The organism is Streptomyces sp. NPDC007856, assembly GCF_042868225.1.
In the GTDB taxonomy this organism is placed as follows: Bacteria; Actinomycetota; Actinomycetes; order Streptomycetales; family Streptomycetaceae; genus Streptomyces.
Map to the genome: position 1 here is coordinate 274,542 of NZ_JBIAEC010000008.1, position 20,133 is coordinate 294,674.

The 20,133-nt window shown below is 72.0% G+C and carries 15 protein-coding genes and 1 pseudogene; 10 read left to right on the top strand and 6 right to left on the bottom strand.

What is annotated here, in order from left to right:
• Window position 1: 1 nt before the first annotated feature.
• Entirely contained in the window at window positions 2-790 is a 789-nt protein-coding gene (locus tag ACFYOH_RS21255) for a phosphatase (protein WP_388627610.1), read from the bottom strand.
• A gap of 167 nt (window positions 791-957) precedes the next feature.
• Window positions 958-2,535, bottom strand: coding sequence for a helix-turn-helix domain-containing protein (locus ACFYOH_RS21260; RefSeq protein WP_388627612.1), 1,578 nt, complete (start codon window positions 2,533-2,535; stop codon window positions 958-960).
• Window positions 2,536-2,708: 173 nt separating this feature from the next.
• Between ACFYOH_RS21260 and ACFYOH_RS21265 the strand changes: the two genes are divergently transcribed.
• The 3 genes from ACFYOH_RS21265 to ACFYOH_RS21275 are packed head-to-tail and all read left to right on the top strand — an operon-like array spanning window position 2,709 to window position 6,903.
• The gene (locus ACFYOH_RS21265) at window positions 2,709-4,169 is read left to right on the top strand and encodes a sodium:solute symporter (protein ID WP_388627614.1); all 1,461 of its coding nucleotides are present in this window, start codon (window positions 2,709-2,711) and stop codon (window positions 4,167-4,169) included.
• A gap of 56 nt (window positions 4,170-4,225) precedes the next feature.
• On the top strand, window positions 4,226-5,194 hold the full coding sequence (gene speB / locus ACFYOH_RS21270; protein WP_388627616.1) for an agmatinase: 969 nt from the start codon (window positions 4,226-4,228) through the stop codon (window positions 5,192-5,194).
• A gap of 23 nt (window positions 5,195-5,217) precedes the next feature.
• Entirely contained in the window at window positions 5,218-6,903 is a 1,686-nt protein-coding gene (locus ACFYOH_RS21275) for a thiamine pyrophosphate-binding protein (protein ID WP_388627618.1), read from the top strand.
• A gap of 312 nt (window positions 6,904-7,215) precedes the next feature.
• Here the strand turns inward: ACFYOH_RS21275 and ACFYOH_RS21280 are convergent, their stop codons facing one another.
• Together ACFYOH_RS21280 and ACFYOH_RS21285 are read right to left on the bottom strand one after the other, a co-directional pair.
• Window positions 7,216-9,414 carry a glycosyltransferase family 39 protein gene (locus ACFYOH_RS21280; RefSeq protein WP_388627620.1) on the bottom strand — a complete coding sequence of 733 codons (2,199 nt, stop codon included), beginning with the start codon at window positions 9,412-9,414 and terminating at the stop codon, window positions 7,216-7,218.
• A 72-nt stretch (window positions 9,415-9,486) separates the two neighbouring features.
• Window positions 9,487-9,855, bottom strand: a complete 369-nt coding sequence (locus ACFYOH_RS21285) for a hypothetical protein (RefSeq protein ID WP_388627621.1) — start codon at window positions 9,853-9,855, stop codon at window positions 9,487-9,489.
• A 91-nt stretch (window positions 9,856-9,946) separates the two neighbouring features.
• Here ACFYOH_RS21285 and ACFYOH_RS21290 point away from each other — a divergent pair, with 91 nt between their 5' ends.
• The 6 genes from ACFYOH_RS21290 (at window position 9,947) to ACFYOH_RS21315 (ending at window position 19,156) form a co-directional block, all read left to right on the top strand.
• A complete protein-coding gene (locus tag ACFYOH_RS21290) occupies window positions 9,947-10,867 on the top strand; it encodes a serine hydrolase (RefSeq protein ID WP_388627623.1) in 921 nt (306 codons plus the stop codon).
• Between the two features lie 76 nt (window positions 10,868-10,943).
• Window positions 10,944-11,972 carry an esterase-like activity of phytase family protein gene (locus ACFYOH_RS21295; protein ID WP_388627625.1) on the top strand — a complete coding sequence of 343 codons (1,029 nt, stop codon included), beginning with the start codon at window positions 10,944-10,946 and terminating at the stop codon, window positions 11,970-11,972.
• Between the two features lie 91 nt (window positions 11,973-12,063).
• Complete coding sequence (locus tag ACFYOH_RS21300) at window positions 12,064-15,783, top strand: ABC transporter ATP-binding protein (protein ID WP_388627627.1); 3,720 nt, start codon at window positions 12,064-12,066, stop codon at window positions 15,781-15,783.
• Between the two features lie 89 nt (window positions 15,784-15,872).
• On the top strand, window positions 15,873-16,268 hold the full coding sequence (locus ACFYOH_RS21305) for a hypothetical protein (RefSeq protein WP_388627629.1): 396 nt from the start codon (window positions 15,873-15,875) through the stop codon (window positions 16,266-16,268).
• A 306-nt stretch (window positions 16,269-16,574) separates the two neighbouring features.
• Window positions 16,575-18,425 (top strand): glycoside hydrolase family 3 protein, encoded by a 1,851-nt coding sequence (locus ACFYOH_RS21310; RefSeq protein ID WP_388627630.1) that lies wholly within the window; start codon window positions 16,575-16,577, stop codon window positions 18,423-18,425.
• Between the two features lie 131 nt (window positions 18,426-18,556).
• Window positions 18,557-19,156, top strand: a complete 600-nt coding sequence (locus ACFYOH_RS21315; RefSeq protein ID WP_388627632.1) for a hypothetical protein — start codon at window positions 18,557-18,559, stop codon at window positions 19,154-19,156.
• Window positions 19,157-19,177: 21 nt separating this feature from the next.
• Here ACFYOH_RS21315 and ACFYOH_RS21320 read toward each other — a convergent pair whose 3' ends face one another.
• Window positions 19,178-19,522: a LysR substrate-binding domain-containing protein gene (locus tag ACFYOH_RS21320; protein ID WP_388627633.1), complete on the bottom strand. Its 345-nt coding sequence runs from the start codon at window positions 19,520-19,522 to the stop codon at window positions 19,178-19,180.
• Between ACFYOH_RS21320 and ACFYOH_RS21325 the strand changes: the two genes are divergently transcribed.
• On the top strand, window positions 19,442-19,753 hold the full coding sequence (locus ACFYOH_RS21325) for an alpha/beta hydrolase (RefSeq protein WP_388627635.1): 312 nt from the start codon (window positions 19,442-19,444) through the stop codon (window positions 19,751-19,753). The genes ACFYOH_RS21320 and ACFYOH_RS21325 overlap by 81 nt on opposite strands.
• A gap of 168 nt (window positions 19,754-19,921) precedes the next feature.
• On the opposite strand, the pseudogene ACFYOH_RS21330 reads toward ACFYOH_RS21325, so the two are convergent.
• Window positions 19,922-20,133, bottom strand: a pseudogene (locus tag ACFYOH_RS21330) (MFS transporter); the annotation flags it as partial.

The window sequence follows — 20,133 nt, forward strand, 5'->3', positions numbered from 1 at the left end:
GTCAGGAAAGTCCCGCCTCCGCCAGCAGGTACGCCGTCAGCGGGTGGTAGTAACGGGGGCTGACGACATGGTCGTCCAGCGGTACGACGACCTGGAGGGTGCCCTCGGACTCGGCGAGGAACAGCGCCGGGTCGTTGCAGTCCGCGTATCCCATCGAGTCCAGGCCGTGCTGCCCCGCGTACCCGGCCCACCCGTGGTCGGCGACGACCAGGTCCGGCAGCGGGCGTCCCTCGCGCTCAAGTCCGGTCAGAATGGCGCGCATCGGCTCCCCGGAGTGCGTGTGCCACAGCGTCGCCCCGTGCTCCAGCACCGCCACGTCCGCGAACTGCATGACGTACCCCTCGTCCGTCTGCAGCCCGTCCGGGATGACCACGATCTCGCAGCCGGCGGCGCGCAGCGCGGCGGCCGTGGCCCGGTGCACGTCCAGCAGCCCGCCCGGATGCCCGGTGGCGAACAGCACCCGCTGGCGCCCCTCGGCCGCCTTGCGCAGCCGCGCCGCCATCCGCTCCAGCGCGTCCACGGTCAGCTCGGGGTCGATCGTGTCCTGCCCGTACCGGTACTCGGGATCGTCGTTGACGCCGACCCGCTCGGCCATCACCGCGAGCACGTCCTGCTCGTCCGTCCAGCGGTCGCCCAGCTCCAGGCCGAGCCAGAAGTTACGGACACCGTTGGCGAGCTGACGGTAGTGGGAGAGGTTGTTCTCGCGGGGTGTGGCGACGTCCCCCGCGATACGGGTCCTCACCAGGTGGTCGACGAGCTGGGCGCGGCTGGGTGTCCGGGGTATCGGCATGCCTCCATTGTGCGGCAGCGCTCCTCCCCGTCGCCGCCCCGCACCCGTCGTGATCGTCCCCGATTCGATCTCGGGGCCGACTGCCTCGTACTTTCGTTCACTTGAGCTCGGGGAGCAGACATGCGTGCCGCCGCCCGGCACCCCGGGCTTTCGAGCAAAGGGAATTGTCAGCCGCGCCGCAGCGCGAACCACAACTCCATGCGGACGTCCGGGTCGTCCAGGTCGGTGTCCAGCAGGGCGGCGCAGCGGGCGATGCGCTGCCGCACGGTGTTGCGGTGCACCTCCAGCGCCACCGCCGTGCGGTCCCAACTGCCGTGCAGTGCCAGCCAGTTGCGCAGGGTCTCGGCGAGCTCGGGCCGGCCGGCGAGCGGGGCGAGCAGCGCCCGGGCGTGCGCCTCGGCGTCCGCCCGCGGCACCAGATCCTCAAGGCCCGGCCGGGCGCCGTGCCGGACCAGCGGAGCGCGGGTGGCCCGGGCCCGCGCGAGCGCACGCCCCGCCTGAGCGTCGGCCGCCGCCCACTCCCGCGGGTCCACGGCCGCGCTCACCCCGATCGTCCACCCCTGCTGCGGCTCCGGCACCCGCCCGCCCGGCACCAGCACCCGTACGACATCCCGCCCGAGATCGACCAGCGGCGACCCCAGTGCGGCCCCGAGCGCGGACGCGGCGACGGCATCGGGCACCTGGGTCTCCGGCCGGGCGTGCACGACCAGCCATTTTCCCGCGCCGAGCAGCGGGGCCACCTCCTCGGGCGGGGAGCCGAGCAGCATCCGTACGAGAGCGGAGGAACGCCCGGCACCGGCGCCGCTGTGGTGCTCACCGGTCAGCAGGGACAGCAGAACGGCGGCGACGGAGGCGATGGTGTGATCGCCGGGGTCGCGCCGGGCGGTGGCCACCCCGAGCACGAATCCCTCCCCGGCACCGAGGGCGTAGACGGCCAGGTGGGTGTCGCCGACGGTGTCGGTGGCGGAGGTGGCCCTGGGTGCCGTACGCCCCGTGGGCCGCACCACGCCCGACAGCTCCGCGAGCGCCCCCCGCACCCCCTCCGCCGGTCTCCGGCCCGCCGCCGCGATCTCGGTGCCGTCGGGGCCGTACAGCAGCGCGTGCCCGGTCAGTCGCTGGGCCAGCTGGCGCAGTACCGACGGGACCGGATCGGGGCGGGAGGCCGCCGCGGCGAGGCTCTGCTGAGCCTCCGTGACCCGGCGGAGTTCGGCCAGCCGGGCCTGGGCCATCAGCTGCCACACCGCGCGGGCCACCCCGGAGAAGGTGGTCCGCGGCGGCACCTCCAGGAGGGGCAGGCCGTAGGCGTCGCACGCCGCGACCAGCGCGCGCGGGACCGTGTCGTGCACCGGGGCGAGGCCGAAGCCGAGGGCCGCGCCGCCCGCCGCGACGATCCGGGAGACGTAGTCGTCGAAGTAGTCCCCCAGTCTCGAATCCTCCCCCACTCTCGACTTCGCTCGAGCGGGGGGACCCCCATGACCGGGGGCGCTCCCATCCGAACCGGCCGCCTCCGGGATGTGCACCCCGGCCGTGAGCAGCAGCTCGCCGCCCAGCAGATACGGGTACGGGTCGGCCATCTCCGAGGTGTGCGCCCAGTGGATCACGATCGACGGACCGGACGGGCCCGCGATCTGGCGCAGGGCGAGATCCTCACGGGCCAGCAGGGCGGAGAGCGGTACCGGTGGGGTCGGCGGGACCGCCGGGGTCACCGGGGCAGTCGTTTCCGACATGGTGTGCGTTCCCTCCATCCGACCTCGTTCATATGGATGGAACGTACACTTCGCAGTCGCTTTCCGGCCACCTAGTGTCAAGGCAGACCGGCAGCCGCGGGTACGGGCGGATGTCCCCGCGATCTGTTGCCGGCTCGTCCCCACCGCATCTGCACGACACGCCACCGGAATGTGCGCGAAGGAGGGCCCCCATGGCCGTCGACTACACAGTGATCGTCGTCTATCTCGCCGGCATGCTGGCGATGGGCTGGTGGGGCATGCGCCGCGCCAAATCGAAGAGCGAGTTCCTGGTGGCGGGCCGCCGCCTGGGTCCTGCCATGTACTCCGGCACCATGGCGGCGATCGTCCTCGGCGGCGCCTCCACCATCGGTGGCGTGGGCCTCGGCTACCAGTACGGCCTCTCCGGCGCGTGGATGGTCTTCACCATCGGCCTCGGCCTGCTCGCCCTGTCCGTGTTCTTCTCCGCCCGCATCGCCCGCCTGAAGGTCTACACCGTCTCCGAGATGCTGGACCTGCGCTACGGCGGACGGGCCGGCGTCATCTCCGGCGTGGTCATGTGGGCGTACACCCTCATGCTGGCCGTCACCTCGACCATCGCCTACGCCACGATCTTCGACGTCCTGTTCGACATGAACCGGACCGTCGCGATCATCCTCGGCGGCTCGATCGTGGTCGCCTACTCCACCCTCGGCGGCATGTGGTCCATCACGCTGACCGACATGGTCCAGTTCGTGGTGAAGACCATCGGCGTGCTGCTCCTGCTCCTGCCGATCGCGGTCGTCAAGGCGGGCGGCTTCTCCGAGATGAAGGCCAAGCTGCCGACCTCGTACTTCGACCCGCTGGGCATCGGCGGCCAGACGATCTTCACCTATGTCCTGATCTACACGTTCGGCATGCTGATCGGCCAGGACATATGGCAGCGCGTGTTCACCGCCCGCAGCGACCGGACCGCCAAGTGGGGCGGCACGGTGGCCGGAACCTACTGTCTGGCCTACGCTCTCGCCGGCGCGGTGATCGGCACGGCCGCCAAGGTGCTCTACCCCAAGCTCGGCAGCCCCGACGACGCCTTCGCCACCATCGTCAAGGACGAACTCCCCGTCGGCGTGCGCGGCCTGGTCCTGGCCGCCGCCCTCGCCGCCGTCATGTCCACCTCCTCCGGCGCCCTGATCGCCTGCGCCACGGTCGCCAACAACGACATCTGGTCGCGGCTGAAGGGCGCCGTACGGCGGGACGGCGAGGAACACGACGAGGTCAAGGGCAACCGCGCCTTCATCCTGATCATGGGTGTGGCGGTGATCGGCACCGCGATCGCGCTGAACAACGTGGTCGAGGCGCTGACCGTCGCCTACAACCTCCTCGTCGGCGGCCTGCTCGTACCGATCCTCGGCGGCCTGCTGTGGAAGCGCGGCACGGTGCAGGGCGCGCTGGCTTCCGTGATCGTCGGCGGCCTCGCGGTCATCGGCCTGATGGCGGGTTACGGCATCCTGGCCAACGAGCCCGTCTACTACGGCCTGCTCGCCTCCCTCGCCGCCTACCTCCTCGTCTCCCTGGCGACGAAGCCCACCGACGAGACGGTTCTCGCCACCTGGCGCGAGCGCCTCGCCGGCCGTACCCCCGAACTCGCGTCCGAACCGGTCCCGGCTCACCAGTAGAGTCATAGAGAAAGCAGTACATGCGCGACGAAGCGCAAGAAAGAAGGCATTTGACCATGAGCAGCAACGAGACGCCCCGCGGCCCCGTCGACTCCTCCCGCATCCCGCGGTACGCCGGCCCCGCGACCTTCGCCCGGCTGCCCCGCCTGGACGAGGTCGGCACCGCCGACGTCGCCGTGGTGGGCGTGCCGTTCGACTCCGGCGTCTCGTACCGGCCGGGCGCCCGCTTCGGCGGCAACGCCATCCGCGAGGCGTCCCGGCTGCTGCGCCCGTACAACCCCGCGCAGGACGCGTCCCCCTTCGCCCTGGCCCAGGTCGCCGACGGCGGCGACATCGCCGTGAACCCGTTCAACATCAACGAGGCCGTCGAGACGATCGAGGCCGCGGCGGACGAGCTGCTCGGCACCGGCGCCCGACTGATGACCCTGGGCGGCGACCACACCATCGCCCTGCCCCTGCTGAGGTCCGTGGCGAAGAAGCACGGCCCGGTCGCCCTGCTGCACTTCGACGCCCACCTGGACACCTGGGACACCTACTTCGGCGCCGAGTACACCCACGGCACCCCGTTCCGCCGCGCGGTGGAGGAGGGCATCCTCGACACCTCCGCCCTCTCCCACGTCGGCACCCGCGGCCCGCTGTACGGCAAGCAGGACCTCACCGACGACGAGAAGATGGGCTTCGGCATCGTCACGTCCGCCGACATCTACCGCCGGGGCGCCGACGAGGTGGCCGACCAGCTGCGCCAGCGCATCGGCGACCGCCCGCTGTACATCTCCATCGACATCGACTGCCTCGACCCGGCGCACGCGCCCGGCACCGGTACGCCGGAGGCGGGCGGCATGACCTCCCGTGAGCTGCTGGAGATCCTGCGCGGCCTGGCGTCCTGCAACCTCGTCTCGGCGGACGTGGTCGAGGTGGCGCCGGCGTACGACCACGCGGAGATCACGTCGGTCGCGGCCTCGCACACGGCCTACGAACTGACCACCATCATGAGCCGCCAGATCGCGGCGGCCCGCACCGCCTGATTCTCGTTAGGGGACCGAGAGCAGTGACTCACGACCACGACCTGGTACTCCGCCCGACCGATCAGCAGACGGCGGCCGCGCTGAATCCCCCGCCCGGCCGCAACGGCGGAGACCTGGTCGTGGAGACGCTGGCCGGGCTCGGCGCGACGACGGTCTTCGGCCTGCCCGGCCAGCACGCGCTGGGCATGTTCGACGCTCTACGGCGTTCTTCCCTGACCTATGTCGGCCTGCGGGTGGAGAACAACGCGGGCTTCGCGGCGGACGCGTACGGCCGGATCACGGGCGAGGCGGCACCACTGCTGCTGTCGACGGGGCCGGGCGCGCTGACGTCGCTGGCCGCGCTTCAGGAGGCGGCGGCCGCCTCGGCTCCCGTGCTGGCGATCAGCAGCCAGATCCCGACGGCCGGCCTGGGCGGCGGCCGCCACGGCTACCTCCATGAACTCCCCGACCAGGCTGCCTCGTTCCGCGGTGTGGTCAAGTCCGTCCACACGGTCCGCACCCAGTCCCAGATCCCGTCCGCGATCGCGGCGGCCTGGAAGTCGGCGCTGACGGCACCGCACGGCCCGGTGTGGGTGGAGATCCCGCAGGACGTGCTGCTCGCGCCGACCGCCCTGCCGGTGGTGACGGCCCCGGACGCGACGCCTCAGGACCTGGTCCCGCGCCCCGAACTGACAGCGGTGGCGGCCGACTTGCTGTCGCGGGCCGAGCGTCCGGCGATCATCGCGGGCGGTGGGGTCGTACGGTCGGACGCGTCGGGAAAGCTGAGGGCGCTGGCCGAGAAGCTTCAGGCGCCGGTGGTGACGACGTTCGGCGGCAAGGGCGCGTTCCCGTGGGAGCACCCGCTGTCGATGCAGTCCTGGCTGGAGGACCGGCACACGACGGACTTCCTGGAGGACGCGGACGTTCTGCTGGTGGTCGGCTCGGGTCTGGGCGAACTCTCCTCGAACTACCACACGTTCAAGCCGCGCGGCCGAGTGATCCAGATCGAGGCCGACCTCGGCAAGCTGGAGTCCAACCACCTGGCTCTCGGCATCCACGCGGACGCCCGACTGGCCTTGCAGGCCCTGCTGGAGACGGTTCAGGAGCGGACGGACGAGTCGGCGCCGGTGCGGGTGCGGGAGCTGCTGCGCCGAGTCGGTGAGCGCATCGCGTCTCAGGAACTCACCCTGGAGCAGGAGGTGTTGGGCTCCGTCCGCCAGGCCCTGCCCGCAGGCTCCCCGTCCTTCTGGGACATGACGATCCTGGCGTACTGGGCGTGGTCGGCCTTCGACCCCCGGGGCACGAACCTCATGCACTCCGCGCAGGGCGCCGGCGGCCTCGGCTACGGCTTCCCGGCGGCACTGGGGGCGGCGGCGGACCCTACGCGCCCGGTCCTTGCCGTCTCGGGCGACGGCGGAGCCCTGTACTCCATCGCCGAGCTGGCGACGGCCAGGCAGTACGACCTCCCCGTCACCTGGCTGATCGTCGACGACGGCGGCTACGGCATCCTGCGCGAGTACATGACGGACACCTTCGGCCAGGCGACGGCGACGGAACTGACCCGCCCGGACTACGTGGCCCTGGCGGAGTCCTTCGGCGTGCCCGGGGTCCGCACGACCCCGGACACCCTGGAAGAGGACCTGGCGAAGGCGCTGGCGGCCCCGGGCCCCTCAGTGGTCGTCCTCCCGGCGGTGCTGCGGATGTTCGCACCGACGCACCTGGGCCAGTGAGCGCGCGGCGCCGCCCGGGCCTGGTCCGTCACTGACGAAGACCTGCCCGAAGGGACACCGCCTGGTCGGAGTTCTCCCAGACGAGCACTCCGGGCGTGCGCGGCAGGCGGAGAAGGAGTACATCTGGCGACACCCGCTTGCCGAGCAGGTACGGGACGCCGTGATTGGCAGGTTTGTGCCAGGGGTGTCGGGTGAAAGTGCAGGTGACCGAGCGGCTGGGGCGGAACGGATCTGCCAATCGTCGCCGTGGCGTCGACAGCGCAGCGCGCCAAAGGTCGTCGAGGCGCTTGGCGCGCTGGGTGGATGTGCGTCTCAGCTGATGTCCGACGGGTCCAGGCGGTAGATCGTGGACTGGTCGGTGGTGGAGGAAGAGCTCGAAGTCTTGCTGTACGCGCTCTCCTTCACCTTCGTCCCGTGCTTCTTCACCCAGGCCGTCACCTGGGACGACACGCTGTTGTTGGCGCCTCCGGGGCCGCCGCCCATCATGCCGCCGCCGAGCTGGACGTAGTGCAGTTCGCCCTTCTTCACCAGCTCTTCGAGCTTGGCGACGGTCATCGCCTTGTCCGTGCCGGTGAAGCCCCACATGGAGATGACCGGTACCCTCGCGCTCAGCTCGATCTGGGCCGCGCTCTGCGAGTTGGAGACGGCGAGCAGCCAGGTGGCGCCGTCCCGGTGCTTCTTCAGGTACGCGATCAGTTCGCTGTTCGCGCCTCCGGAGCCGCCGCCCATCATGCCGCCGCGCATGCCCGCTCCCATACGGCCGCTCGTGCTTCCCGAGTCGCCGTTCGGGGCGCCGGTGCCGCCCGGGGCCGTCGTACCGCCCGATGTGTCCTGGCCGCCGGGGAGTTCACCGTTCTGGCCGCCGCCCGGGAAGCCACCGGCCTGTCCGCCGCCGGGCATGCCGCCGCCCGCCTCGGCGTTCCCGCCGCCCTGGGCGTCGTTCTGGCCCGGCAGCTCACCGCCGCCGGGGAAGCCGCCCCGGCCACCGCCCCCGCCAGGGCCGCCGCCGAAGCCGCCGCCCGTCGAGGGGCCGGCCGTCGGGTTCGTCCCGCCCATGCCGCCAACCGAACCGGACGGCACCGACCAGGCGTACGCCGCCGGGCCCGCGAGCGCCGCGACCACCGCCGCCGCGACACAGGCCGCCAGCAGCCGTACCCGGCCCCCGGAGCGGAGGACCAGCAGGCCGGCGATCGCCGCCGCCATGACCACACCGACGGTCGGCCACAGCCAGGTGTGCCAGCCGGACGCCCGGCGCAGCAGCACGATCGACCAGGCGGCCGTTACCGCGAGGCCCGCCGGCAGCACCCACATCCAGCGCTTGTCGGTGCGGAGCGCGCGCAGCAGCATGACGCCGCCGCCTCCGCACAGCGCCGCGATGCCGGGAGCCAGGGCGGTCGTGTAGTACGGGTGCATCGTGCCCTCGGCGGTCGCGAAGGTGACGTAGTGCAGGACCGTCCAGCCGCCCCAGAGGATGAGCGCGGCCCGGGTGAGGTCGGTGCGCGGGGCGCGGCCGCACAGGATCAGGCCGGCGGCCAACGCCACGGCGGAGAAGGGGAGCAGCCAGGAGATCTGGCCGCCGAGGATGTCGTTGAACATCCGGCCGAGACCCGCCGACCCGGAGAAGCCGCCGCCCCCGCCCCCGCCGTTGCCCTCGCCGCCGAAGATCCGGCCGAGGCCGTTGTAGCCCGTGATCAGGTTCCAGGCGGTGCCGTCCGTGGATCCGCCGATGTACGGCCGCTCAGAGGCGGGGACCAGGGACACGGCGATCGCCCACCAGAAGCTGGAGACCGCCAGGACCAGGCCCGCGATCAGCAGGTTCACCATCCGCTGCACGAGCTTCGGGCGTGCCGCGAGCAGGTAGACCGCGCAGGCGGCGGGCACCGCGATGTACCCCGCCAGCATCTTCGTGTTGAAGGCGAGGCCGAAGCACACCGCTGAGCCGAGCAGCGGCAGCAGCCGGCCGTTCGTCACCGCGCGCAGGGCCGGCGCCGCGCCGCCGACCATCAGCAGGACGAGGATCGTGTCGGGGTTGTTGTCCCGGTTGATGGCGACCGTGATCGGGGTCAGCGCGAGGACCAGGGCGGCCACCGCGGCCGCCGCATGGCCGAACGCCCGCTTCACGGACGAGTGCAGGATCCAGATCGTGGCGAGCCCGGCCGCGACCTCCGGCAGCATCATCTGCCAGGTGCCGAAGCCGAAGATCCGGCACGACAGGCTCATGACCATGTTGGCGAACGGCGGTTTGTCGACGGTGAGGAAGTTCCCGGCGTCGAGCGAGCCGAAGAACCACGCCTTCCAGCTCTGTGTGCCGCTGTAGATGGCCGCGCTGTAGAAGCTGTTGAGGCCGGAGCCGGAGAGATTCCAGGTGTACAGCACCGCGGCCAGCAGCAGGATCGCGAGCAGCGCGGGCAGTGACCAGCGGGGAGCGCGCTCCGGCGGTACGGTGTCCGGCGCCGCCGGAGGCGGGGTAGCGGTCGTCGTGTGGGGGAGGGGATGGGTGGCAGATGTCACCACTGCACCATGCAGAGCGGCGATGGGCGCGCGCTGTGGTGCACCTGGGGGGAAGCTGTGGGTCGGTGAGAGTCAGGCAAGGAGCTGGGAGAACCTGTCGCGGAATACGGCGATCTGAGCGTCGTAGCCCGCCTTGTGCTCGACCAGTGCCCGGTTGGCCATGGGGCCTGGCGGCACGATTCCCTCTTCCAGGAAGTCCGGTATCGACCGGAGTGCTGCGGCTGCGACTTTCCAGTGCTCACCGCCCCGTTTGCGAGCCTTCGTCAGGATCCTGTATAAGTCCCCGTTCACCTCGTCTATGCGTCCTTGAGGGTGGTGTTTCCGGGCGTAACCGTCCGGGGTGAGCAGCTCGTTGTCCTCCCCGGCGGCGAACCGCAGCACCGTCAGCGCCGCGAACAGCCGCCCCGACCGTACGTATCCGCTTTCCTTCTTCTCCGGCATGAGCGAATCATTGCCACGTGCCGGGCCTCTCGAACTCCCTCCGCCGGAACAGGCGTGCAACTTTCGGCCAGTCCGGTGCGTCAACTGGTGCATGAATCCCCGAACATCAAGGCGTGTCGGCACGCTTGCCGCCGCCCTGCTCATACCGGCGGTCACCGCTGTCACCGCCGTCACCCCCGCCGCCGCGGCCACGCCCACCGTCAGCTGCACGTCCGCCAAGGCGGGCCTTGCCGCCAAGCTGCAGAAGGACATCACGGCCGCCCTCGCCAACCGCAGAAGCACCGTGGCGCTGGGCCTGTACGACCGCAGTACCAGCACCACCTGCACCCTGCGCGCCACCAGCTCCTACGACTCGGCCAGCACCGTCAAGGTCACCGTGCTCGCCACGCTGCTGTGGGACGCCAAGAAGCACAACCGCCATCTGACCGACCGTGAGGTCACGCTCACCAGGGCCATGATCACCCGGTCGGACAACGACGCGACGACCGCGCTGTGGAAGCAGCTCGGCCTCACCAAGATCAAGGGCTTCCTCGCCGCCGCCGGGATGACGAAGACCGTGCCCGGAGCGAACGGCTACTGGGGACTGACCCAGGAGAACGTCACCGACGAGCAGAAGCTGCTCAAGCTCGTCACCGCGAAGAACAGCGTGCTGAGCGACAACTCCCGCGCCTACATCCTGAAGCTGATGGGCGAGGTCATCTCCGCGCAGCGCTGGGGCACCCCGGCGGGCGCGCCGTCCACGGTCTCCGTGCACGTCAAGAACGGCTGGCTGCAGCGCGCCACGCACGGCTGGCGGGTGCACAGCCTCGGCACCTTCAACGGCGCCGGCCACGACTACATGATCTCGGTGCTGACGCAGGACAACAGCACCATGGACTACGGCGTCACGACCATCCAGAACGTCGCCAAGGTCATCCACAAGGACCTCGTGCCGACCACCTCCGCGACCGCGCTCTACGCCCCGACCAGCCGGCCCAGCGAGGCCCTGGTCCCGGTGCCGCCGCAGGGCTGACCCGCGAAAGCCGGTTCACGAGCCGGTTCACGAGCCGGTCTCGCGCAGTACACCCGCCCGGCCTACGGTGACGGGCATGCGCCTGAGAACCGTACTCGCCGCCCTGACCGCCGGCCTGGCGGCGGCCACCTCCCTGACCGCCGCCGGGCCCGCAAGCGCCGACACGACGAGCGACAACGCCTGTTCGCCCACCGTCTCCATCGACCGCTTCTCCGACGCGCTCGACAAGACGACGTACGACGGCACCTTCGTCGGCAACTTCTCCGCGCTCGCGGTGGACCGGGACGGCTCCCTGGCCGCCCTGGAGGACCGTTCCTCCCTCTTCAGCCTGGCCCCGCGGACCCTCCAGCCCAGGTCCGCCGTCCACCTCGCCGACGAGAAGGGCGCCGACCTCGACTCCGAGGGCCTGGTCATCGACAGGGACGGCACCCGCCTCGTCACCTCCGAGACCGAGCCGTCCGTCCGCCGCTACTCCCGCGACGGCCGCATCCTCGACCGGCTCCCGGTCCCCTCCTCCCTCCTGGTCGCCCCGGCCGGCCGCGCCACCGCCAACCAGACCTTCGAGGGCCTGACCCTGCTGCCCGGCGGCCACACCCTGCTGGCCTCGATGGAGGACGCGATCTCGGGCGACTCCACGGGGATCGTCCGCTTCCAGACCTGGCAGCGCACCAAGGGCGGCCACTTCCGCCTCTCCTCCCAGTACGCCTACCGCACCGACGCCGGCCTCGGCGTCCCCGAGGTCCAGGCCACGCCCGACGGCCGCCTCCTCGTCCTGGAACGCGGCTTCACCTCCGGCGTCGGCAACACCGTCCGCCTCTACCTGGCCGACCTCCGCCACGCGACCGACACCCGCGGCATCGAGAACCTGACCGGACAGCCGTCCGTCCACCTGATCAAGAAGACCCTGCTGACGGACATCGCCGCCTGCCCGTCGCTGGGCGCCACGGCCAGGCAGCCCCAGCCCAATCCCCTGCTGGACAACATCGAGGGCATGACGATCACCGGCCGTGACCGTGCCGGCCGCCTGCGGGTACTGCTGGTGAGCGACGACAACCAGAACCCGGCCCAGACGACCCGTTTCTATTACCTCCGGGTACGGGTCTGAGCTTCCCCTTCGTTTTGTTGCGGAGGGATGAAATCCGCACACCTGCGCGTTGGTGCCTTCCGGTAGAGCAGGTCGACAGGAAGGCACCCGCGTGTCACCGCAACGGGGATGGGCAAGACGACTCGCGAGCTACGCCTGGCGATACCCCAAGGACGTGATCCTCGCCCTCGGCTCCTCCCTCGCCGGCATGGCCGTCATGGCCGTCGTCCCGCTGATCACCAAGGTGATCATCGACGACGTGATCGGGAACCACACCCGCTCCATGGCTCCCTGGGCCGGCGCCCTGATCGGCGCGGCCCTGCTCGTCTACGCCCTCACCTACATCCGCCGCTACTACGGCGGCCGTCTCGCCCTCGACGTCCAGCACGACCTGCGGACCGAGATGTACGGCACGATCACCCGCCTCGACGGGCGCCGCCAAGACGAGCTGTCCACGGGCCAGGTCGTCGGCCGGGCCACCAGCGACCTGCAGCTGATCCAGGGCCTGCTCTTCATGCTCCCGATGACCATCGGGAACGTCCTGCTCTTCCTGATGTCCCTGGTGATCATGGCCTGGCTGTCGCTGCCGCTGACCCTGGTCGCCCTCGCCGTCGCGCCCGCGCTCGGCTGGATCGCCAAGCGCAGCCGCAGCAAGCTCCACCCCGCCACCTGGTACGCCCAGGCCCAGGCCGCCGCCGTGGCGGGCGTGGTCGACGGCGCCGTCAGCGGCGTACGCGTGGTGAAGGGCTTCGGGCAGGAGGAGCAGGAGACCGGCAAGCTCCGGGAGGTCGGGCGCAGGCTGTTCGCGGGGCGGCTGCGCACGATCCGGCTGAACAGCAAGTACACCCCCGCTCTCCAAGCGGTCCCTGCCCTCGGCCAGGTCGCCATGCTCGCCCTCGGCGGCTGGCTGGCCGTGCGCGGGCACATCACGCTCGGCACCTTCGTCGCCTTCTCCAGCTACCTCGCCCAGCTGGTCGGCCCGGTCCGGATGCTCGCGATGGTCCTCACCGTCGGCCAGCAGGCCCGCGCCGGCACCGAGCGCGTGCTGGAGCTGATCGACACCGAGCCGACGCTCCGGGAGGGCACCAGGCCCCTCCCTGCCGACGCGCCCGCGACCGTCGAGTTCGACGACGTGTCCTTCGGCTACGGCAGCGGGGCCAAGGTCCTCGACGGGCTGAGCTTCGAGATCCGGCCCGGCGAGACCCTCGCCGTCGTCGGCTCCTCCGGCTCCGGCAAGTCCACCCTCTCCCTGCTCCTGCCGCGCTTCTACGACGTCACCCACGGCGCGGTCCTGATCGGCGGCCACGACGTCCGTGAGCTCACCCTGGACAGCCTGCGGGCCGCGATCGGGCTCGTCCCGGAGGACTCCTTCCTGTTCTCGGACACCGTGCGCAACAACATCGCGTACGGCCGCCCGGACGCCACCCAGGAGGAGATCGAGGCCGCCGCCCGCGCCGCCCAGGCGGACCGTTTCATCGCCGAGCTCCCCGTGGGCTACGACACCAAGGTCGGCGAGCAGGGCCTGACTCTCTCCGGCGGCCAGCGCCAGCGCGTCGCACTCGCCCGCGCCCTGCTCACCGACCCGCGGCTGCTCGTCCTCGACGACGCCACCTCCGCCGTCGACGCCCGCGTGGAACACGAGATCCACGAAGCCCTCAAGCACGTCATGGAGGGCCGTACCACCCTGCTCATCGCGCACCGCCGCTCCACCCTCAACCTCGCCGACCGCATCGCCGTCCTCGACGGCGGCCGGCTCGCCGACCTCGGCACGCACGAGGAACTCCAGGAGCGGTCCGCCCTCTACCGCCGGCTGCTCACCGATCCGGACGAGCTGGGCGGGGTCTCCCCCGGCCACGCCGAGCCCGCCCTGCCCCAGGAGGACACCTCCGTCCGCGAGGAGCTGGACGCGGAGTTCGACGCCGAGCGGGGGGTCACCCCCCGGCTGTGGACCGGCGACCGCACGCCCAAGGACCAGGCGCTCTCCGGCACCCCCGCCACCCCCGGACTCCTCGCCCAGGTGGAGGCGCTGCCCCCGGCCATCGACACCCCCGGCATCGACGAGTCCCGGGCGGTCCTCCCGGAGGACTCCTACGGCCTGCGCCGCCTGCTCCACGGCTTCGGCCTGCCCCTGCTGCTCAGCCTGCTGCTGGTCGCCACGGACGCGGGCGCGGGCCTGCTGCTGCCGGTGCTGATCCGGCACGGCATCGACGCGGGCGTGACGAAGATGGCCCTCGGCGCGGTCTGGGCGGCCTCCCTGCTGGGCCTGGTCACCGTGCTCGTCCAGTGGGCCGCGCAGATCGGCGAGACCCGGATGACCGGCCGTACCGGCGAGCGGGTGCTGTACACGCTGCGGCTGAAGATCTTCGCCCAGCTCCAGCGGCTCGGGCTCGACTACTACGAGCGCGAGCTGACCGGCCGGATCATGACCCGGATGACGACGGACGTCGACGCCCTGTCCACCTTCCTCCAGACGGGGCTGGTGACGGCGTTCGTCTCGGTCGTCACCTTCTTCGGCATCATGGGCGTCCTGCTGGTGATCGACCTCCGGCTCGCGCTCGTCGTCTTCGCCACCCTGCCCCCGCTGATCGTCGCGACCTTCTTCTTCCGCCGAGCGAGCGTGAAGGCGTACGAACTCGCCCGGGAACGCGTCTCGGTGGTCAACGCCGACCTGCAGGAGTCCGTCGCCGGCCTGCGGATCGTGCAGGCCTTCCGGCGCGAGCGGGACGGCGGGCGGCGGTTCGCCGAGCGCAGCGACAGCTACCGGCACGCCCGCATCCGCGGCCAGTGGCTGATCTCCGTCTACTTCCCGTTCGTGCAGCTGCTGTCGTCGGTGGCGGCGGCAAGCGTGCTGATCGCGGGCGCGCACCGGATCGAGGCGGCGACCCTGACGACCGGCGCCCTGGTCGCCTATCTCCTCTACATCGACCTGTTCTTCGCGCCGGTCCAGCAGCTGTCCCAGGTCTTCGACGGCTACCAGCAGGCCACCGTCTCCCTGGGCCGCATCCAGGAGCTGCTGCGCGAGCCGACGTCCACGAGGTCGGCGGACGAGCCCCGGGAAGTGCGGTCCCTGCGGGGCGACATCGCCTTCGAGGACGTGCACTTCGCGTACGGTGACGACGAAGAGGCGCTCACCGGAATCGAGTTGACGATTCCCGCCGGGCAGACGGTGGCCTTCGTCGGCGAGACGGGCGCCGGCAAGTCGACCCTCGTCAAGCTGGTCGCGCGGTTCTACGACCCCACCGCGGGGCGGGTCACGGTCGACGGCACGGATCTGCGCGCCCTGGACCTGACGTCGTACCGGCACCGGCTCGGGGTCGTCCCGCAGGAGGCGTACCTGTTCCCCGGCACGATCCGCGACGCCATCGCCTACGGCCGCCCGGAGGCCAGCGACGCCGAGGTCGAGGCGGCGGCGCGGGCGGTCGGCGCGCACGAGATGATCGCCACGCTGGAGGGCGGCTATCTGCACGAGGTCGCCGAGCGCGGCCGCAACCTCTCGGCGGGCCAGCGCCAGCTGATCGCACTGGCCCGGGCCGAACTGGTCGACCCGGACATCCTGTTGCTGGACGAGGCCACGGCCGCTCTGGACCTGGCCACCGAGGCCCAGGTCAACCAGGCCACCGACCGCCTGGCGGGCCGCCGCACGACACTGGTGGTCGCCCACCGGCTGACCACGGCGGCACGCGCCGACCGGGTGGTGGTGATGGACCACGGCCGGGTCGCGGAGGACGGCACCCACGACGAACTCCTCGCCCGCGACGGCCGGTACGCCGAACTGTGGCGTACCTTCGTCGGCCGCCCCGAACCGGAGGAGCCGGTCACCGCGTCCCGCTGACGGTCGTGCAACCATCCGGCATACGTCGTGCGTCCGTACATCAGTACAGCCGCAGGATGAGACACGACCGTGGTACGGGGAGGACGACAGTGGACATTGGTGCGATACGCCGACGTCTGGCGCTCGGTACGGCCTTGCTGGCGGCGAGCGGGACGCTCGCCCTCGTGACGTCAGGCACCGCCCAGGCGAGCACGGTCGGCGGCTGCGCCGGGAACGAGGTGCGGGCCCTGCCGTTCAGCAGCGGGGTCACCCATGTCTACGAGAGCGACGGGTACGTCTGCGCCGTCACCGTGGCCCGGCACCCCGGCCCCGCCCAGACGATGTCCGTCAGCGTCCAGGCCCGTGGCAACCGCCCGGTCGTCGACGAGGGCACCTACCGGCACCACGCGGGGCCGGTGACGGTCCACGCCGGCCACCGCTGCGTGTGGGTCAAGGGTGCGGTGGGGCCGCATGGTTCGGTCAGCTCCGGCTGGATCCTCTGCTGACGGCAGGCCGGCCGCTCGGCTCGCTTCGCGGGGAACCGCCCCGTATCGCCGCTCGTCCAACGCGCGGGTTGCCGGACGAGTCTTCCGTGCCGTGGTGTCGGCCCCTCGCGACTGGCCGCGAACGCCGACCCACCCTCTTCGCCGCGGCACGGCCGGCCGCCCGCCGCCACCGGCGCGCCCCCCTCCCTTGCGCCGGTGGCGGCCCCTTCGCGGTTACCGTGCATTCCCTTGACGGAAAGAAACTTCCTGGATATTGGTGACTCCTCGGAAGTTTCCTTCAGTGGTTCTCCTCCGGAAGGAGCGCACGTGCCCGACACCAGCACGGGAAGCGACAACAGCACGGGAAGCACCGGAGGCACCGCAAGACCCTCCAGACGCGCCGTCCTGGCCGCGACCGCGGGCCTCACCGCCGCGCTGACCGTGCCGACGGCCGCCCGCGCCGCCACGCCCGGCGACGACCGCCGGCTGCGCGCCCTGATCTCCCGGATGACGCTTCAGGAGAAGGTCGGCCAGCTCTTCGTGATGCGGGTCTACGGCCACTCCGCGACCGCCCCCGACCAGGCCGACATCGACGCCAACCTCAACGAGATCGGCGTCCGCACGGCCGCCGAGCTGATCGCCGAGTACCGCGTCGGCGGGATCATCTACTTCGCCTGGGCCCACAACACCCGCGACCCGCACCAGATCGCCGACCTCTCCGACGGCATCCAGCAGGCCTCCCTGTCCCAGCCGCGCGGCCTGCCGGTGCTCATCGCCACCGACCAGGAGCACGGCGCGGTCTGCCGGGTCGGCAAGCCCGCCACCCTCTTCCCGGGTGCCATGGCGATCGGCGCCGGCGGCTCCCGCGCGGACGCGCACACCCTCGGCCGGATCTCCGGCGCCGAACTGCGCGCGATGGGCATCAACCAGGACTACTCCCCGGACGCCGACGTCAACGTCAACCCGGCCAACCCGGTCATCGGCGTACGGTCCTTCGGCGCCGCCCCGGACGCCGTCGGCGCGCTGGTGGCCGCCGAGGTGAGGGGCTATCAGGCCGCCCGGGTCGCGGCGACCGCCAAGCACTTCCCCGGGCACGGCGACACCGCCACCGACAGCCACACCGGCTTCCCGGTCATCACCCACAGCCGGGAGTTGTGGGAGAAGCTGGACGCCGTACCCTTCCGGGCCGCGATCGCCGCGGACATCGACTCGATCATGACCGCGCACATCCAGTTCCCGGCCCTCGACGACTCCGGCGACCCGGCCACCCTCTCCCACCCGATCCTCACCGGCATCCTGCGCGGCGAACTCGGCTACGACGGGGTCGTGATCACCGACTCCCTCGGCATGGAGGGCGTCCGCACCAAGTACGGCGACGACCGGGTGCCGGTGCTCGCGCTGAAGGCCGGCGTGGACCAGCTGCTCAACCCGCCGTCCCTCGACCTGGCCTGGAACGCCGTACTGAAGGCCGTCCAGGACGGCGAGCTGACCGAGTCCCGCCTGGACGAATCGATCCTGCGCATCCTGCGCCTGAAGGCCCGGCTCGGCCTCTTCGACGACCGGCGCGGCGGCCGGACGGATCTCGGCAGGGTCGGCACCGAGGCGCACCTGGCCGCCGCCGACAGGATCGCCGAAGGCACCACGACCCTCCTGGTCAACGAGGACCACCTCCTCCCCTTCTCCCCGCGCACCGAGCCTCGTCTCCTGGTCGTGGGTGCGGACCCGGCCTCCCCCTCCGGCACCACCGGCCCGCCCACCCGCGTGCTGGCCGCCGCCCTCAGTGAGCTGGGCTTCACCGCCACGGCCCTGTCCACCGGCACCGCACCCTCCGCCGCGACCATCGCCCAGGCGGTCACGGCCGCGCAGAACGCGGACGCGGTGGTCGTCGCGACCTACAACGTGACGGCGGGCAACGCCCAGAGCACTCTGGTGGAACAGCTGCTGTCCACGGGGAAGCCACTGGCCGCACTGGCCGTCCGCAACCCCTACGACGTGGCCCAGTACCCCTCCGTCAAGGCCGCGTTGGCGTCCTACGGCTGGACGGACGTCGAAGTGCGCGCCGCCGCCCGGGTGATCGCCGGACGCGTGCCCCCGCGCGGCAAGCTGCCGGTGCCGGTGCAGCGGGCCGACGACCCCACGCAGGTGCTGTACCCGATCCGGTACGGACTGACGTACTAGCCGTACGCCACACACCGGGCGCAATACCCCCAACTGGGGGAAACCCTCCCGCATGCCTGGCATGGCCACGCCGCCAAGGGCCACGCTGGACCGGGGTGTCAGGGGGGATGGCCATGCGTGGGAAAGGTGCCGTGAGGGCCGCGTGCCTCGCGTTCCTGCTGCCGGCCGCGCTGCTGTCCGGCTGCCGGGGCACGCCGGGCACCCCCGTCGGTGACGCCCGCCCCACGCCGGCCGCGAGCGGCGGCTACGGCGCCGAGTTCCTTGCGGTCGGCGAGTGCAGTTCCTTCGGCACGACCGGCTTCACCGAGGTGCCCTGCGCGAGCGAGCGGGCGGTGGCCAGGGTCGTCGCCCGCTACGACGGCGCCTCCGCCGACGGCCCCCTGTGCCCGGCGACCACCGATTTCGTGCTGCACATCAGCGCCCGGTCCGCGACCGCCGACGAGGACGGCGACGGCGCGGTCCCCCAGGGCTACGCCTGCATGCGCAACCTGGAGCCCCCGCACCCGGGCGACCCCGGCGGCGGGGGCGGCCCCCGCACGATCCCCGGCGACTGCGTGTACGACTCCGGCAAGGGCCAGGTCCGCGAGACTGCGTGCGACGGCTCGGGCCGCCGGAAACCCGCGTACCGGATCACGAAGGCCGTCCCCGACCGGGTGGACTGCCCGGCGTCGACGGCGTTGTACGTCCAACTGGGCGGGAGCAGGCCGGTGGGCTGTGCGCGGCGGCTGTGAAGGAAGGGGAGCCGTCTGCGCTCAGTCCGTCGTCGGCACCGGTCCGTCGACCGAGGTGAACCGCGCCGCAGCCAGCCGGAGTTGATCGCACACCGCGCCCAGCACCGGATCCCCCTCGGCCTCCGTCCGCACCGCCGCGAACACGTTCCGGGACGGCGGTCGGCCCGCCACCGGTCGTACGGCGAGGCGGCGGTGGGCGTACAGCGGGCGGACCAGGCGCGGGACCAGGGCCACCCCGGCGCCCGTCTCCACCAGGGCGGTCAGGGCGCTCCAGTCGTTCACCGCGTGGCGGATGTCCGGGGTGAAGCCCGCCGCCGCGCACACCGCGCGGGCTATCGCGCCGCAGCAGCTCTTGGCCGCGCCCACGATCCATGGTCCGGCGGCCAGTTCGCGCAGCGGGACGCGGGTGACGCCGACCCGTACTGCGCGGAGGGCGCCCAGCGCCGCTACGCCGAGCCCCTCGGCCTCCCCGCCGACATCATCCCCGGCGCCGCCCACCTCGACCTCGACGCCGGGTACGGCCCCTGGCCGGCGGCGCTGGAGTGGTGCCTGAGCGGCACGACACCCCTCGTGGCACGCCCGGAACCGGGGATGTGACACAGCAGGCCGCCGGTGATCGGTGAGGTCGCGCCGTCGGTCCAGCCGGCGACCAGGCCGCCGCGCACGTTGCCGAGGCTGGGGCCGGCCTGTCCGACGATCTGCTCGGCCGCCGTGACCCGGCACGACGCCGCTCACGGCACGTCGGAACCGGGATGTGAGCCCCGTTCAGGCGTGCTCGGTGGCGGCCTCTTCGGCCGGACCCGGTGCCCGGTCCCGCAGTTCCGGTGTCGTCGTGGCGACCGCGCCCACCGCGAGCAGACACAGCAGGCCGCCGGTGATGAGTGAGGTCGCGCCGTCGGTCCAGCCGGCGACCAGGCCGCCGCGCACGTTGCCGAGGCTGGGGCCGGCCTGTCCGACGATCTGCTCGGCCGCCGTGA